Annotated in this window: 12 protein-coding genes; 4 read left to right on the forward strand and 8 right to left on the reverse strand. The window is 40.4% G+C overall.

From position 1 onward, the window contains the following. Positions 1-121 precede the first annotated feature (121 nt). The 6 genes from ihfB to ansB all read right to left on the reverse strand — a co-directional run bounded on the left by ihfB (position 122) and on the right by ansB (position 6,850). On the reverse strand, positions 122-406 hold the full coding sequence (gene ihfB / locus H1X92_RS15310; RefSeq protein WP_026822377.1) for an integration host factor subunit beta: 285 nt from the start codon (positions 404-406) through the stop codon (positions 122-124). 61 nt (positions 407-467) lie between these two features. Next, positions 468-2,141 carry a 30S ribosomal protein S1 gene (rpsA, locus tag H1X92_RS15315; RefSeq protein ID WP_180561010.1) on the reverse strand — a complete coding sequence of 558 codons (1,674 nt, stop codon included), beginning with the start codon at positions 2,139-2,141 and terminating at the stop codon, positions 468-470. Positions 2,142-2,309: 168 nt separating this feature from the next. Beyond that, the gene (gene cmk / locus H1X92_RS15320; protein WP_180560945.1) at positions 2,310-2,996 is read right to left on the reverse strand and encodes a (d)CMP kinase; all 687 of its coding nucleotides are present in this window, start codon (positions 2,994-2,996) and stop codon (positions 2,310-2,312) included. A gap of 177 nt (positions 2,997-3,173) precedes the next feature. Next, on the reverse strand, positions 3,174-4,457 hold the full coding sequence (aroA, locus tag H1X92_RS15325; protein WP_180560946.1) for a 3-phosphoshikimate 1-carboxyvinyltransferase: 1,284 nt from the start codon (positions 4,455-4,457) through the stop codon (positions 3,174-3,176). A gap of 113 nt (positions 4,458-4,570) precedes the next feature. Continuing rightward, positions 4,571-5,659 (reverse strand): 3-phosphoserine/phosphohydroxythreonine transaminase, encoded by a 1,089-nt coding sequence (gene serC, locus H1X92_RS15330; RefSeq protein ID WP_180560947.1) that lies wholly within the window; start codon positions 5,657-5,659, stop codon positions 4,571-4,573. Between the two features lie 147 nt (positions 5,660-5,806). Then, entirely contained in the window at positions 5,807-6,850 is a 1,044-nt protein-coding gene (gene ansB, locus H1X92_RS15335) for an L-asparaginase 2 (protein ID WP_180560948.1), read from the reverse strand. Between the two features lie 187 nt (positions 6,851-7,037). Here ansB and ycaO point away from each other — a divergent pair, with 187 nt between their 5' ends. The 4 genes from ycaO to pflA all read left to right on the forward strand — a co-directional run bounded on the left by ycaO (position 7,038) and on the right by pflA (position 13,102). Beyond that, a complete protein-coding gene (gene ycaO / locus H1X92_RS15340; protein ID WP_180560949.1) occupies positions 7,038-8,795 on the forward strand; it encodes a 30S ribosomal protein S12 methylthiotransferase accessory factor YcaO in 1,758 nt (585 codons plus the stop codon). 283 nt (positions 8,796-9,078) lie between these two features. Next, a complete protein-coding gene (gene focA, locus H1X92_RS15345) occupies positions 9,079-9,936 on the forward strand; it encodes a formate transporter FocA (protein ID WP_180560950.1) in 858 nt (285 codons plus the stop codon). Between the two features lie 57 nt (positions 9,937-9,993). After that, the gene (gene pflB / locus H1X92_RS15350) at positions 9,994-12,276 is read left to right on the forward strand and encodes a formate C-acetyltransferase (RefSeq protein ID WP_180561011.1); all 2,283 of its coding nucleotides are present in this window, start codon (positions 9,994-9,996) and stop codon (positions 12,274-12,276) included. Positions 12,277-12,361: 85 nt separating this feature from the next. Then, entirely contained in the window at positions 12,362-13,102 is a 741-nt protein-coding gene (gene pflA, locus H1X92_RS15355) for a pyruvate formate lyase 1-activating protein (RefSeq protein ID WP_180560951.1), read from the forward strand. Positions 13,103-13,310: 208 nt separating this feature from the next. Here pflA and H1X92_RS15360 read toward each other — a convergent pair whose 3' ends face one another. After that, positions 13,311-13,637: a hypothetical protein gene (locus tag H1X92_RS15360; RefSeq protein ID WP_180560952.1), complete on the reverse strand. Its 327-nt coding sequence runs from the start codon at positions 13,635-13,637 to the stop codon at positions 13,311-13,313. Positions 13,638-13,703: 66 nt separating this feature from the next. Beyond that, positions 13,704-16,127, reverse strand: a complete 2,424-nt coding sequence (locus tag H1X92_RS15365; protein WP_180560953.1) for an RHS repeat domain-containing protein — start codon at positions 16,125-16,127, stop codon at positions 13,704-13,706. Positions 16,128-16,447 lie beyond the last annotated feature (320 nt).

Here is a 16,447-nt window from a genome sequence, read left to right on the forward strand (position 1 = left end):
ACCAAGAGAGGTTTTAATTATGCAAAAAATGGGTATTGGGAAGATTTTCTATCAATAATAAAAATGGTGTCTTAATTAAGACACCATTTTAATAGAATAAATAAATTAAATCTGTTAATTTTTATGCATAAATATTAACGCGATCACGTAATTCTTTACCAGGCTTGAAGTGAGGAACATGTTTTCCTTTCAAATCAACTTTGTCACCCGTTTTCGGATTACGACCGATGCGCGGTGCACGGTAATGAAGAGAAAAACTGCCGAATCCGCGGATCTCAATACGCTCTCCCTTAGCAAGTGTTATTGCCATATGATCAAGCATTTCTTTCACAGCTTCTTCAATAAGTTTTGCTGGTATATGAGCTAATTGGTTAATAAGTCTTTCAATTAATTCAGACCTGGTCATAGTACCTCCCCCTAAACTACCGTTACGAGGCAACAAAATGTTGCCATATGATTAACTTAATTTATTCGCCTTTCGCTGCTTTGAACGCTTCAGCCATAGCATTATTTGCAAAATTGCTATCTTCCTGTTTGTTTACAGAAGCAATAGCATCTTTTTCATCTGCTTCATCTTTTGCACGAACAGACAAGGTAATGATACGGTTTTTACGATCAACGCCAGTATATTTGGCTTCAACAGTATCACCAACGTTCAATACTTGAGTAGTATCTTCCACGCGATCACGTGAAGCTTCCGATGCACGTAAGTGGCCTTCAACACCAGCAGCCAACTCAATTGTTGCTCCTTTGGCATCAACAGCGACTACTTTACCAATAACGATAACACCTTTTTTATGAGCAGACAAATAGTTATTAAATGGATCTTCCGCTAACTGTTTAATACCCAAAGAAATACGTTCACGTTCAGCGTCAACTTGTAATACAACAGCAGCAATTTCATCGCCTTTTTTGTATTCACGAACCGCTTCTTCACCTGCAACATTCCAGGAAATATCAGACAGATGAACTAAGCCATCAATACCACCTTCTAAACCGATGAAGATACCAAAATCAGTAATAGATTTTATTTTACCTTCTACACGATCATTCTTATTGTGCGTTTCTGCAAATTGCTGCCATGGATTTGGTTTACACTGTTTCAAACCTAAGGAGATACGACGACGCTCTTCATCAATATCCAGTACCATAACTTCAACAACATCACCCACATTAACAACTTTAGATGGATGGATATTTTTATTAGTCCAATCCATTTCGGAAACGTGTACTAAACCTTCAACACCTTCCTCAATTTCAACAAAGCAACCATAATCAGTAAGATTAGTGACTTTTCCTGTCAGTTTGGTGCCTTCTGGATAACGCTTAGCAATAGCTACCCATGGATCTTCACCAAGCTGCTTCAGGCCTAAAGAGACACGTGTACGATCACGATCAAACTTCAATACTTTAACATTGATTTCATCACCAACATTTACAATTTCACTTGGGTGTTTAACACGTTTCCAAGCCATGTCAGTAATGTGTAGTAAGCCATCAACACCGCCCAGATCAACGAATGCACCATAGTCAGTTAAGTTCTTAACAATACCCTTAACTTCCATGCCTTCCTGCAAGTTTTCCAGTAAGTGATCACGTTCTGCACTGCTTTCAGATTCAATAACGGCACGACGCGAAACAACAACATTATTGCGTTTCTGATCCAGTTTGATAACTTTGAACTCAAGCTCTTTACCTTCCAAGTGAGTTGTGTCACGAACTGGGCGAACATCAACCAGTGAACCGGGTAAAAATGCACGAATACCTTTCAATTCTACTGTGAAACCACCTTTCACTTTGCCATTGATAATACCCATAACTGTTTCGGCATCTTCATAGGCTTTTTCTAGCATCAACCAAGCTTCATGGCGTTTCGCTTTTTCGCGCGACAGGATAGTTTCACCGAAACCATCTTCTACTGCGTCTAAAGCAACATCAATTTCGTCACCAACCTGAATTTCTAGCTCACCTTGCACATTTTTAAATTGTTCTACTGGGATCGCTGATTCTGATTTCAGACCGGCATCAACTAACACGACATCTTTGTCGATAGCAACAACAACACCACGAACAATAGCCCCTGGACGGGTTTCGATACTCTGTAAAGATTCTTCAAAGAGTTGAGCAAAAGATTCTGTCATAGTAAGATCTTCAAAAATTTTAATTTTAACTTCCATTCAACATCCTGCCAAATGGGGTTATTTTACATACCTCGCAACACTCCTTGTTACAAAGCTTTACTTAACTGAACAAAAATTCAGCTACACCAAATAGGTGTATTCACTTATTATATGTCAAGATTAAGCATATTATATAGATAATATTTGCTTTTTTTTCACATAAGCAAGTGCCTGCTCAATGACTCCTTCAATAGATAACTTTGTTGAATCCAGAATCAACGCATCTTTTGCAGGCACCAATGGCGCAATCAGCCGATTACGATCACGATAATCACGCTCTTTAATATCAGCTAAAAGATCGCTTAATTTAACATCAAAGCCCTTTTTCTGCAACTGCTGCATCCGCCTTTGAGCGCGCTCTTCCGGCGTGGCATCGAGAAAAATCTTTACCGGTGCATCTGGAAAAACCACCGTTCCCATGTCACGACCATCAGCAATCAGACCCGGTTTAGTGCGAAATGCCCTTTGCCGACGTAATAATGCTTCTCTCACCCGAGGAAAAGTTGCAGTAAGAGATGCCGTATTACCAACAACTTCACTACGTATTTCATTACTAACATCCTCCCCCTCAAGCATAACAGCTAATTCTTTTTCTCTTGGTTCAAAACGGACATCAAGATTAGCCGCTAATGGAACTAATGCTTCTTCTGACTCAATATCAACACGATGATGTAATGCCGCTAAAGCCAGAACTCGGTAAATTGCACCAGAATCAAGTAACTGCCAACCCAACTTATTTGCCAATGCTTGGCATAATGTACCTTTACCTGCACCACTTGGACCATCAACTGTGATAACGGGGGGTAAAACCGCCATTATACTCCTCCTTTTTGATAGAATTGCATTTTTTGCAAATACTCTCTATCAGGCTAATAAGTACCCTATTATACTCAATTCATTCTATTAAGGAAAACAATGAGATATTTAGACCAAATTTAGTCCAATAAGCATGATACTGGTCGTTCAGTATTATGCTAATGTTGCTGTTACATGCTAGTCGCGATAACTTAATTTTTCTAGCTGATTAAAATAGTCGGGAAAAGTCTTGGCGGTACATTTGGGATCCAAAATGGTGACCGGAGTATCTGATAAAGCGACCAGTGAGAAACACATCGCCATACGATGATCATTGTAAGTTTCAATTTCCGCATGCTGCAATAATTTAGGCGGTATAATACGTATATAGTCACGTCCTTCTTCCACTTTAGCACCAACTTTTGCTAATTCGGTCGCCATCGCAGTTAATCTGTCAGTTTCTTTAACCCGCCAGTTATAGATATTGCGAATAATCGTTTCACCTTGTGCAAAGAGTGCTAAAGTAGCAACCGTCATCGCCGCATCTGGAAGCGCATTCATATCCATATCAATACCAATTAACTCACCCCGTTGACATTCGATAAAATCTTTCCCCCAACGTATTTTGGCGCCCATTTTTTCAAGTACCGCAGCAAATTGGGTATCACCTTGCAAGCTATCTTTGCCAATACCCGTTACCCTAACGGTACCGCCTTTGATTGCCGCTGCAGCTAAAAAATAAGAGGCCGAGGAGGCATCACCTTCAATAAGATAATTGCCTGGTGAAATATATTGTTGTCCAACTTTAATATGAAATTGACAATAGTGCTGATTGTCCACCTCAACGCCAAAATTACGCATCAGTGCTAGAGTAATGTCAATATACGGTTTAGAGACAAGTTGGCCTTTTATTTGTATTGTCGTATCATTGGCTGCCAACGGTGCGGCCATTAAAAGAGCGGTTAAAAATTGGCTAGAGACACGTCCATCTACCGTGATATTGCCACCTCGAAAGCCACCTTTTATCCTTATCGGCGGATAACCAGGTTGTTCAAGATAGTCAATAATTGCTCCGCCTTGCTGTAGTGCATCAATCAGATGACCGATAGGCCGCTCCTTCATTCTAGGCTCGCCGGTTAAAACAATATCATTGTCCGCCAACGCTAAAACCGCACTTAAGGGGCGCATAGCGGTACCCGCATTACCGAGAAAAATCTCTAAACCCTGTTTATGGCTAAAATAATGCCCACCGCCTTTTACAATACAGGTAGTAAGATCTTGGGATAATTGATATTCAACCCCTAATGCTGTCAGAGCATTTAGCATATGACGAATATCATCACTAGCAAGAAGATTAGTTAATACGGTTTGGCCTTGCGCTAATGCAGCTAACAATAGTACCCGGTTAGAAATACTTTTTGAGCCACGAAGATTGATAGTACCTTCAATGTAAGAAATGGGTTGTATGGTTAGGGCTTGCATTAACAGTAGACTCTCCAATAACAAAGTTGGATATATTATTTAAATCACATTTATATTCATTTGATAGGGTTAAACGATATCGTTACCAATCTAACCATACAGGATTATTTAAATTATTTATTCCGCTGTTCAAAATCAATCATAAAATCAACTAGCTTCTGCACCCCAGCCAAGGGCATCGCATTATAAATTGAAGCACGCATACCACCTGCCGCTTTATGTCCTTTCAGAAAAAGCAGTCCTTGCTGCTCTGCCGCTTGGATAAATTCACTATCTAAGTGAGGTTTTTCCATTTGGAATGGAACATTCATTAGCGAACGATTAATTGAATCGACTCGATTAATATAAAACTGACTATTATCTATAACATCATACACTAAGCGAGCTTTTTCTTGATTGCGTCTTGCTATTTCTTGTAACCCACCCTGTTGTTTTAACCATTTAAACACCATACCAGATAGATACCAGGCAAAAGTCGGTGGTGTATTGTACATTGAGTCATTTTTAGCCAAGATCGTGTAATCAAGGATAGAAGGCGTTGTTTTTCTCGCTTGGCCTAATAAATCTTCCCGAATGATAACCAATGTGATACCGGCTGGACCAATATTTTTTTGCGCACCCGCATAAATAACACCAAATCGGCTAACATCAAGTGGTTGAGATAAGATCGCTGAAGAGTAATCAGCAATCACGATTTTATCGGCGGCAAAATCAGGTAGTGTGTGGATTGCAATTCCGTCAATCGTCTCATTGGGGCAATAATGCAGATATTTGGCCTGGGTCGTTAATGGCCATTCTTCCATCGGTAGCATGCTCAAATAAGCTGATTTTTCAAGCCGAATATCAATCTCATTAACGGTACAATATTTTGCTGCTTCTTGCGCAGCAGATTTTGCCCAATAGCCACCAACAATATAGTCAACGGTTTCATCAGCCTGAAATAAATTCAATGGTAATGCAGCAAATTGACCTCTGGCACCACCATGACAAAAAAGGATTTTATAATTATCAGGTATTTTGAGAAGTTCACGTAGATTTTGTTCAGCCTGTTTAACTATCTCCATAAATGCGTCACTACGATGGCTTATTTCCATCACCGAAATACCGAGACTATTCCAATTACAAAGTTCTTGCTGTGCCTGCTGCAAAACGTCTACCGGTAACATGGCCGGACCAGCGCTAAAATTATATATCTGACTCATTACCCACCCTTATTGACCTAATTAAACTTTTACTATTATTTAATCTCTGGTTAGGTTTTAACATTACCGTAAAACAGCTGCAATCATTTAATTTTTAATTGCATAAATAAAAAATCTGGCCGGCAAACAGCATCTTTAGATAACGACTTAATACTTATCAAACATCGCTTGAATTTTTATTGGATCATCGGTTTGGGTCAAGGCTAATTGGAGTAAAACCCGCGCCTTCTGTGGATTCAAACGTTCAGCCGCGACAAATCCATATTTACTATCATCAACTTCTGCATCACGCGTTATAAAACCGGTCGGCACACGACTCGCGCGAACCACTCCTATTCCCTGTTTTACTGCATCAGCCAGAACAGTAAAAATCTTATTATACATGTTACCGTTACCCACCCCCGCACTGACAATGCCTTGATAGCCATGATAGATAAATGACTTGGCTGGCAGTGCCGATGCATTTGAATAATTATAAACAATGCCAACTTTAGGTAATTTATCTAACTGACTAATATCAAAAATAGCCTTATCTGCTCTTGGTTGCGCCGCGCCTAAATAGTGCACCTTGCCATTGTAGATAAAACCTTCCGGGCCCGCATTAACCGCTTCGAATGCTTCAACAAAGTTGGTATTCATTTTAACCACATTACGACCGCTAATCACTTTATCGTCCATGGCTAATAAAACTCCTCGTTTGCCTGCCTCTTTGTCAGTGGCAACAATAACCGCGTTATAGAGATTTAACGGCCCATCAGTCCCTAATGCTGTGGCCGGCTTCATCGCTCCAACCATTACAATAGGTTTATGACAATGAGTGGTTAAATCTAAAAAATAAGCGGTTTCCTCCAGTGTATCAGTGCCATGGGTAATAATAAAACCTGCTGTTTTGTCACAATCAGCATTAATTTTCTTTGCCAAAGTCAGCCATACCTGATCATTCATATCTTGTGAACCCATATTAACAATTTGTTCACCATTAAGATGGGCAATTTTCTTTATTTCAGGTACCGCATTAATTAATGCATTAATACTAACTTTACCGGCTGTATATTGGGATTGCGTTGCTGAATCACCGTCACCAGCAATGGTACCTCCCGTCGCCAGTACCGTAATGCTTGGTAAGGCAGAAACTGCACTGTTAGTTAACAACATAGCGCCAGCTAATAAAGAAATATTTAACTTCTTCATAATAAAATCCCATTTTAAAATTTTGTAAAATTATATAAATTACAAAATATATTTCTGTGATTACCAGCAAAAACAGCTATTAATTTCAATATTGCATTTTACTACTGTGGCTTAGTGAATAGAGAAGTAAACAAAAATGCCGTATTATTGCCTTTTAGTTATTAAACACAAATAAGTAACCTAATTTATGAGCCAAACTTTTATTCCTGGCAAAGATGCCGCATTAGAAGATTCTATTAACACTTTTCAACAACAACTTAAAAAACTCGGTTTTCATATTGAAGAAGCTTCGTGGTTAAACCCAGTGCCGAATGTTTGGTCAGTTCATATCCGCGATAAAGACTGCCCTTTATGTTTTACTAACGGTAAAGGCGCCAGCAAAAAAGCGGCCTTAGCCTCTGCATTGGGCGAATATTTTGAACGTTTAGCCACCAACTACTTTTTCGCTGATTTTTATCTGGGCGCTAAAATTGCTAGTGGCAAGTTTGTCCACTATCCCAATGAAAAGTGGTTTGCATTAACGCCTGACGATCATTTACCTGATGGGATTTTGGACGAAAAATTACGTACTTTTTACGATCCTGATAATAGTCTGTCTGCTAGCATGCTGATTGATTTACAATCAAGTAATAAACAACGCGGGATTTGTTCATTACCTTTTATCCGCCAATCTGATCAGCAAATTGTTTACATTCCGATGAATATTATTGGTAATCTGTATGTATCGAATGGCATGTCAGCCGGTAATACACAACATGAAGCGCGAGTTCAGGCCTTGTCAGAGATCTTTGAGCGTCATATCAAAAATCGTATTATTGCTGAGCGAATTAGTTTGCCTGTTATTCCTGAGCCTGTTATGCAGCGCTATCCTGGCGTTGTTGAGGCAATCGCTAAATTAGCAGAAGAAGGTTTTCTTATTTTCTGTTTTGATGCTTCTCTCGGTGGCAAATACCCGGTTATCTGTGTGGTACTTTTCAATCCCAATAATGGCACTTGTTTTGCTTCTTTTGGTGCCCATCCTGATTTTGGTATCGCCCTCGAACGAACAGTCACCGAATTACTGCAAGGCCGCAGTTTAAAAGATTTGGATGTGTTCAATATGCCAACATTCGATGATGATGAAGTTGCAGAGCATACGAATCTAGAGACCCATTTTATTGATTCCAGCGGTTTAATTAGTTGGGATCTCTTTAAGCAGGATGCCGATTATCCTTTTGTCGATTGGAACTTCAAAGGCACGACCAGCGAAGAATTTGCTACGTTGATGGCGATTTTCAATCAGATGAAGGCGGAAGTTTATATTGCCGATTATCAACATCTAGGTGTCTATGTCTGCCGTATAATTGTGCCGGGGATCTCAGATATTTATTCCGTTGACGATCTGCATATAGCCAATAACGCCATGGCGATAGATTTACGCGATACCATTATGTCGCTAGCCGATAGTCAATGGCCAAAAGAGGACTATCTGCGATTGTTAGCGCGGCTTGATGATGAAGGTTTTGATGATTTTACTCGCATCCGTGAATTATTAGGCATTGCGGTCGGTAGCGGCAATGGTTGGAGTCACCTGCGGATCGGTGAATTAAAATCGATGCTAGCGCTAGCCGGTGGTGATTTTGCCCAAGCACTGCTGTGGGTTGAATGGACGCTAGAGTTTAATTCTTCGCTATTTACTGCTGAACGAGCCAATTATTATCGTTGTCTACAAACATTACTGCAATTAACGCAACAAGCTGAGCGTCAGCCTGATCAATACTATGAAGCTTTCAATAAAATGTATGGCCAACAAGCGGTTACTGCCGCATCAAGTGCCATTGCTGGCGAAAATTGTTTTTATGGCCTATGGTCAATTGATTCTGAGTTAAAAACGCTACCGACTCATCAAGCGTTACTCAATGTTTATCATAAACTGCAAACCGCTAAACAAGCTCATTTTAGTTAATGGATCACTACTAAAAAATAAATATCAGGTTAATCTTTATTAGACAAAAACCCTATTTCAACGATAATTTAACCTGATTATTTATTGCTTAATTATTTTTATAAAATTTTTTTATAAAAATTAAAAAAAATTTTCCAATATAAATCAAATGGTTATTATAATTTGTTAGTTTTATAGCTATTTGTTAACCAAATAATAATGATCTATATCAAATTTATTTGATGTCCCCTTTGTTAATATTGTTGGCGCTATAATTCCTTAACTTCATAAGAGCATGTTGGTTATGAAAGCTAACAACTTGTCCAATTTATTATCACCAGCTGCAATGGCGCAACTTGCGGATAATACCGGGGCATATAAAGTTAACAAGCATCCTCGAATTACTTATTTATCTGCTATTACGGCGGGTATCTTTATTTCAATTGCTTTTGTTTTTTATATTACTGTCACCACAGGCATTGCAACCGTTCCTTTCGGACTGGCTAAACTTGCAGGTGACCTGTGTTTTTCATTAGGACTTATGCTGGTGATTGTCTGTGGGGCTGATCTTTTCACTTCTACAGTATTAACCATTGTGGCCAAAGCAACCGGTAAAGTCTCCTGGAAACAGATGTTTATTAATTGGTTTAATGTTTATATTGGCAACCTTATTGGTGCCCTGTTCTTCGTTGCATTAATCTGGTTTGCCGGACAATATATGGTGGCCAATGGCCAATGGGGGCTTAATGTTTTACAAACGGCGACCCATAAACTTGATCACACTTTTCTCGAAGCCATTTGCTTAGGTATTTTAGCCAATTTAATGGTTTGCTTGGGTGTCTGGATGAGTTATTCAGGCCGTAGCTTGCTAGATAAAATTTTTGTATTAATTTTACCAATAGGCATGTTTGTTGCCAGTGGTTTTGAACATAGCATTGCCAACATGTTTATGATCCCGTTAGGCATCGTGATCAAAAATTTTGCATCACCGGACTTCTGGCTGATGACCGGAGTAAATGAAAACCAGTTTTCTCATTTAACTGTGGCCAATTTTATTACAGATAATCTTATACCTGTCACTATTGGTAATATCATCGGCGGCGCTTTGTTAGTCGGTATGACATATTGGTTAATATATTTACGCGATGGCTGTCAACATTGATCCATTGCGTACAGATTGTCAGCATTTTATTATTTAAAAAATAAAGGTAAAAATATGATGTCCAAGTTAAATGAAAAATTCTCTGCTGCATGGCAAGGATTTACTCAGGGGAACTGGCAAAAAGACGTTGATGTACGTGATTTCATTCAAACCAACTATACACCTTATGAAGGTGATGAATCATTTTTAGCAGGTGCAACCAAAGCGACTGATAGCTTGTGGGAAAAAGTGATGCAAGGGATCAAGATCGAAAATCGTACCCATGCGCCTGTAGACTTTGATACTGATGTTGCCGCTACCATTACTTCCCATGATGCCGGTTATATTGAAAAAGAGTTAGAGCAGATTGTCGGTCTACAAACTGACGCGCCACTTAAGCGCGCGCTGATCCCCTTTGGCGGCATTAAAATGGTTGAAGGCTCATGTAAAGCCTACAATCGTGAACTGGATCCGGCTCTGAAAAAAATCTTTACCGAATACCGTAAGACCCACAATCAAGGGGTATTCGATGTTTATACCCCAGACATTATGAAATGCCGCAAATCAGGTATTTTGACCGGACTGCCAGATGCCTACGGTCGGGGCCGGATAATTGGTGATTATCGTCGAGTAGCGCTTTACGGTATTGATTTCTTGCGTGATGACAAGCTAGCACAGTTCAATTCTTTGCAAAGTAAGCTAGAGCAAGGTGAAGAGCTGGAAATGACCATTCAATTACGCGAAGAAATTGCCGAACAACACCGCGCGTTAGGTCAAATGAAAGAGATGGCAGCAAAATATGGCTATGATATTTCAGGTCCGGCAACCAATGCGAAAGAAGCGGTTCAATGGACCTATTTTGCCTATTTAGCCGCGGTTAAATCGCAAAATGGCGCCGCTATGTCTTTTGGCCGTGTTTCTACTTTCCTTGATATTTATATCGAACGCGATCTAAAAGCCGGTCACTTAACCGAGCAACAAGCACAAGAACTGATCGACCATTTAGTCATGAAACTGCGTATGGTGCGTTTCCTGCGTACTCCTGAATATGACGAGTTATTCTCAGGTGATCCTATTTGGGCAACCGAGTCACTCGCCGGTATGGGCGTCGATGGACGAACCCTAGTGACGAAAAATACTTATCGTTTCCTCAATACGCTATATACTATGGGCCCTTCGCCTGAGCCCAATATGACAATTCTTTGGTCAGAGAAGCTGCCACTGAATTTCAAAAAATTTGCCGCCAAAGTTTCTATTGATACTTCTTCGATTCAGAATGAAAACGATGATTTGATGCGGTCCGATTTTGATAATGATGACTATGCTATTGCCTGCTGTGTCAGCCCGATGATCGTCGGTAAACAGATGCAGTTTTTTGGCGCGCGTGCAAACTTAGCCAAAACGTTGCTATATACCATCAACGGCGGTATCGATGAAAAATCTAAGCTACAAGTTGGCCCTAAAATGCCAGCGATTAGCGATGATGTGCTCAATTTTGATGTCGTGATGGACAGAATGGATCACTTCATGGATTGGTTGGCTACCCAATATGTTACCGCTTTGAATATCATTCACTATATGCATGATAAATATAGCTATGAAGCCGCCTTGATGGCGCTGCATGATCGTGATGTTTATCGTACCATGGCGTGTGGTATTGCGGGACTTTCCGTTGCTGCTGACTCACTATCAGCAATTAAACATGCCAAAGTTTCGCCGGTTCGTGATGAAGATGGTATTGCCATTGATTTCAAAATTAAAGGTGAATATCCACAATTTGGTAATAATGATAACCGTGTCGACGATATTGCTTGCGATTTAGTTGAGCGCTTCATGAAAAAGATCCAGCAATTGCGCACTTACCGCAATGCGGTGCCAACTCAATCAATTCTGACCATTACCTCCAATGTGGTCTACGGCAAAAAAACCGGTAATACTCCTGATGGTCGTCGCGCTGGTGCACCTTTTGGCCCAGGCGCTAACCCAATGCATGGCCGTGATCAGAAAGGAGCAGTAGCCTCGCTGACTTCGGTTGCCAAATTGCCGTTCGCTTACGCCAAAGATGGTATCTCTTATACTTTCTCAATTGTGCCTAATGCATTGGGTAAAGATGATGAGGTACGTAAAACCAATCTGGCAGGATTGATGGATGGTTATTTCCACCATGAGGCCAATATTGAAGGTGGTCAACATCTAAACGTTAATGTTATGAATCGTGAAATGCTCTTAGATGCGATGGAAAATCCAGAAAAATATCCTCAACTGACGATTCGTGTTTCCGGTTATGCGGTGCGTTTTAATTCTTTGACCAAAGAACAACAGCAAGATGTTATTACCCGTACATTTACGGCAACTATGTAACAATTTGCCGTTGAACTAAAATAGCAGTAGATAAAAGCCCCGCTTAAGATGGGGCTTTTTAACTGCCATTAATTTTGGAGATGTTATGTCGCTAGTTGGGCGAATTCACTCTTTTGAATCTTGTGGTACGGTAGATGGGCCGGGGATTCGCTTTATCGTTTTTTTTCAGGGATGCCTGATGCGTTGTCTGTACTGCCATAACCGCGACACCTGGGATACCCATGGTGGTAAGGAAATTACCGTCGAAGAATTGATGAAAGAAGTGGTTAGTTATCGCCATTTTATGAATGCTTCGGGCGGTGGCGTGACAGCTTCCGGCGGTGAAGCCATTTTGCAGGCTGAATTTGTCCGTGATTGGTTTCGTGCCTGTCAGCAACAAGGCATTCATACTTGTCTTGATACTAATGGTTTTGTCCGCCGTTATGATAAGGTGATTGATGAATTATTAGATGTCACCGATTTAGTGATGCTAGATTTAAAACAACTAGACGACAGTATTCATAAAAATCTGGTTGGTGTTTCTAATCACCGAACGCTTGAATTTGCCCGTTATCTGGCTAAACGTGGGCAGAAAACCTGGATCCGTTATGTGGTAGTACCCAGCTGGTCAGATGATGACCAATCCGCCCATCTATTAGGCCAATTTACCCGTGATATGCACAATATTGAAAAGATAGAGTTGCTACCCTACCATGAGTTAGGCAAGCATAAATGGCTAGCGATGGGTGAAGAGTACCAGCTAGCCGATATCAGACCACCAACCACCGAAACCATGGAGCGGGTAAAACATATTCTGCAAGGTTATGGCCATAAAGTGGTTTATTAAATTTTGCTATGGTTTATCTGGCTTTTAGTTAATTTATCGATTTGAATTAAGTGGGCTTTTCTGCCGATGTTACTGACAGAAAAATCCACTATTTAAAATATAATACGCTACTTATTAATCAATTCGGTTAAGTTTATTAAACTCAGCAACCGGCTTTGGTTTGCTGTTTTTCCTCCATTACTATCCAAGCGGCCTGAGATTTTATTTTTTAATAACGGTTACTGACCATGGACTTAAATTGCTCTTGGCGGCTACTTTTTTTAGACGCTGAATAGGCTAATAATTGAGTAGCATATGCAAAGGAATCTGCATTGTTATATGGCAGCTCGTAATAATCCTCAAATTTTAAATGCTTCAAACTACTCTTGCTGCTAATAAATTTGTCAAAACTATAAACTAATGCACTTGTATTATTGAAAGTTTTATCAGTTGCTAAAATCTGAAGCGCATGTATATTTTGATGAGCACTGCCACCTGTACTTGAATAAGCAATATCAAGAGTACCTAATACTATATGGGAAAATTCGTGAATCAAAGTTATCTCTACTACATCCTCCGCTCCGCGATTTTGATATTTAAACCATGTTTTCTCAAAAACCTCTTAATATTTCTCATTCTTAAAAAAATCAGATGCTTCTTTAAAAATTTTTGCCTTAGAAATTTGATTTTCGCCAGCAGACATAGCTTTATTGTAATTTAATTTTTTCTTCTCAGGAAAAAAATATGCTGTTTGTGCTATTACATCTGTATCACTTTCAGGACCAACGTGTTCAATTATATTTTTATTAACATCAAATGATTTCATCAGGTTCTGAATTGCGGTTAAATCCTGACGCCAAGTTTCTTTAAGTTCGTCAGAAGCATGACCAAAAAAAGTACTCATTACTTGATTAACCGCATTATTATTACTCTGTAGTACATTTAGCGCCTTATCAATAGTTTTTATCGTGTGCTTAACCGTTTTATCGACATTTTTCTGCAACGCTGACGGCGCCATTCCTTTTTCATCCACTAAGGTAACTGGGTTATTTCTACACATGCGATAGAGGTTCAATCCATCAACGGTTCCAGCTGGATCAGCACTTAGCCAACGTCCCACCCATGGTTGGTAATAGCGATAACCGTAATAGTAGAGACCACTAGCATCCAGTTCTTTGCCTGAATAACGAATGGTTTTATAATTGACTTCTAATTGACTGATAGCCAGCAATACCGAGGTGCCACCATAGGGATAATACTCTTCCTGACTAATCAGCAGGCCATTCGCATCGACCTCTAACCGACTACTACCTAGCTGGTCATCATAACTATAGCGTAACTGATCATTAATGATCTGCGCCGGCCTGCCCATTTCCCAATGCAGCGCCCGTACCTGAGCCCGTCCGGCCTCACCAATCAGCGTGATCTCCAGCAATTCTTTCACTGTATTATCATTACTGCTGGTACGCAGCTCAGCACCGGCCAGATAAATTACTTGCTGAGTTTGGCTACTATTGCCATTTTGTCTATCGGTGGTTTTTACTACTCGTTGACTATTGCTATCGTAACGGTACCATTCAATGTCCGCCGGTTGATCACTGTGGCCTGCTAATGTGACTGTTAACAATTCCCCCCGTGGCGTCCAGGTCAGCCCTTGCCCAGATAATAATTGCTGTTGCTGCCCACCTGCGGTAAACAGACTGTCTACCTGGGTGGGATCTTCAGTTAATGTACTTAACACCGCCCGATTGCTGCGATTGGATACGGTAATATTAACGGTGTAATTATTGTTACTTGCTGGCGCACTATGGCGTATTTGCGATAAATTACCGCCAAAATCGTAAGTGTAATTTCGAGTATAATTGGTATAGGTATTGCTATCGAGAGGGGATGCTGGCGGTAATTGCTGTGTTTGCTGACCAATATTGGCCATTTCTCGCCCGGTGGCTTGAACCAGACGGTAGAGACTATCATAGTAATAGTGATTTTCAGGTACAATTTTTTGATTACGCCAGAAGCGCGTTGCCTCAGCATCATTGCTAATGCGTAGCACATTGCCGACCGGATCATACTCATAACGCAAATCTTGTAATATTTTTGCCCCTGCCGGGTGGCTAGCTGGACGTTCGGTTTTTATATTGATTAACCGCTGCGTCTGGGGTTCATAAATATATGAAGTCACTATTCCATTGCCATGCTCTTCGCGTAATTTCTGCCCATTGGCGGCGTAGGTTAATGACTTGACAATCACCTGTTCACTGCCGGCTTTTAGCGTCAACCAGCTGGCCATCAACATACCGGCAACATCATAGGCCTGCCGCTGCATATTGCCCATCGCATCGGTACTGGTCAATATCGCACCGCTGGCATCAACGCTATAGTGATTAGTATAAACAGCCGGCGATAACAGTGTATCCCAGGCGGACTCATCTTCTCCCTGCCAGTTAGCATCCAGTTCATCTTGTAATAAGCGACGCGAAGTCGATAACATGGTACCGGTTAGCGCGAGACTATGCGTTTGCTCAAGCCCGGCAGTATCATAGTGACGAACACAGGCCCCGACTAAATTCCAATCTTTCTCCGTTTGGCTATTACCCGCCCAGACAAAACGTTCGGTGATCTGCGCTGCTTCGCCTGCCGGCTGTTCCGAAATCGCCAACAACCGCCCAAGTGAAGCCTTATCTTCATACTGCCAGTAACAGGTGTGCGCCGTTGCATTGACAGCGAAATAAGGACGCTGAGCAACATCCTTCATCGTTACTGTCATTCCCGCATCCACACTCTCAACCGACAATACTTCACCACTGAGTGAGGTTAGATAGCTAAAATTGTCTTGAATAGTATCATCGGTTTGCTGTTGTTGATATAACCGTGGATCAATACTGTGCGCTAAAAAACCCAATGCATTATATTGATAGCGGGTAATAAATTCATCACGCTTATCGGGCGTATCCGGATGGCGGAGATATTGAATTTGTCTGACCGTCTGACCGCGATTATCTTGCACTGTTATAGTGGGGGTATTGTTAAATAATGATGTTTGCATACTGCCTCCTTTCGTTGTTGAGTCTTATTTTTACTCAGTAATCAGGAAAACGCATTTATTAAACATATTCAATGGATATTTTTTTATTTACAAAAGCATTATTAAACAAATAACTCATTCTACCCAACTAACGGAAAGTTATTTTCGCTATCATCACAGATAAAGAGCAAATTAACGATCAACTTAACAATAGACTTAATTAGAACTTAACCATTTTTACTAACATCTGTTTATTCATTTATGAAAAAAGATGCTTTGTCTGTTTTTCAACATAATAAATTAATGAATTGCTAGCACTCTAGAGGAAAATAATCAGAATC

This window comes from Arsenophonus endosymbiont of Apis mellifera (genome assembly GCF_903968575.1).
Taxonomy (GTDB): Bacteria; Pseudomonadota; Gammaproteobacteria; order Enterobacterales; family Enterobacteriaceae; genus Arsenophonus; species Arsenophonus apicola.

What these genes read in the sequence shown, in the direction of transcription:
- ihfB (WP_026822377.1), bottom strand. Translation starts at nt 406, where the DNA reads ATGACCAGGTCTGAATTAATTGAAAGACTTATTAACCAATTAGCTCAT.
- rpsA (WP_180561010.1), bottom strand. Translation starts at nt 2,141, where the DNA reads ATGACAGAATCTTTTGCTCAACTCTTTGAAGAATCTTTACAGAGTATC.
- cmk (WP_180560945.1), bottom strand. Translation starts at nt 2,996, where the DNA reads ATGGCGGTTTTACCCCCCGTTATCACAGTTGATGGTCCAAGTGGTGCA.
- aroA (WP_180560946.1), bottom strand. Translation starts at nt 4,457, where the DNA reads ATGCAAGCCCTAACCATACAACCCATTTCTTACATTGAAGGTACTATC.
- serC (WP_180560947.1), bottom strand. Translation starts at nt 5,659, where the DNA reads ATGAGTCAGATATATAATTTTAGCGCTGGTCCGGCCATGTTACCGGTA.
- ansB (WP_180560948.1), bottom strand. Translation starts at nt 6,850, where the DNA reads ATGAAGAAGTTAAATATTTCTTTATTAGCTGGCGCTATGTTGTTAACT.
- ycaO (WP_180560949.1), top strand. Translation starts at nt 7,038, where the DNA reads ATGAGCCAAACTTTTATTCCTGGCAAAGATGCCGCATTAGAAGATTCT.
- focA (WP_180560950.1), top strand. Translation starts at nt 9,079, where the DNA reads ATGAAAGCTAACAACTTGTCCAATTTATTATCACCAGCTGCAATGGCG.
- pflB (WP_180561011.1), top strand. Translation starts at nt 9,994, where the DNA reads ATGTCCAAGTTAAATGAAAAATTCTCTGCTGCATGGCAAGGATTTACT.
- pflA (WP_180560951.1), top strand. Translation starts at nt 12,362, where the DNA reads ATGTCGCTAGTTGGGCGAATTCACTCTTTTGAATCTTGTGGTACGGTA.
- H1X92_RS15365 (WP_180560953.1), bottom strand. Translation starts at nt 16,127, where the DNA reads ATGCAAACATCATTATTTAACAATACCCCCACTATAACAGTGCAAGAT.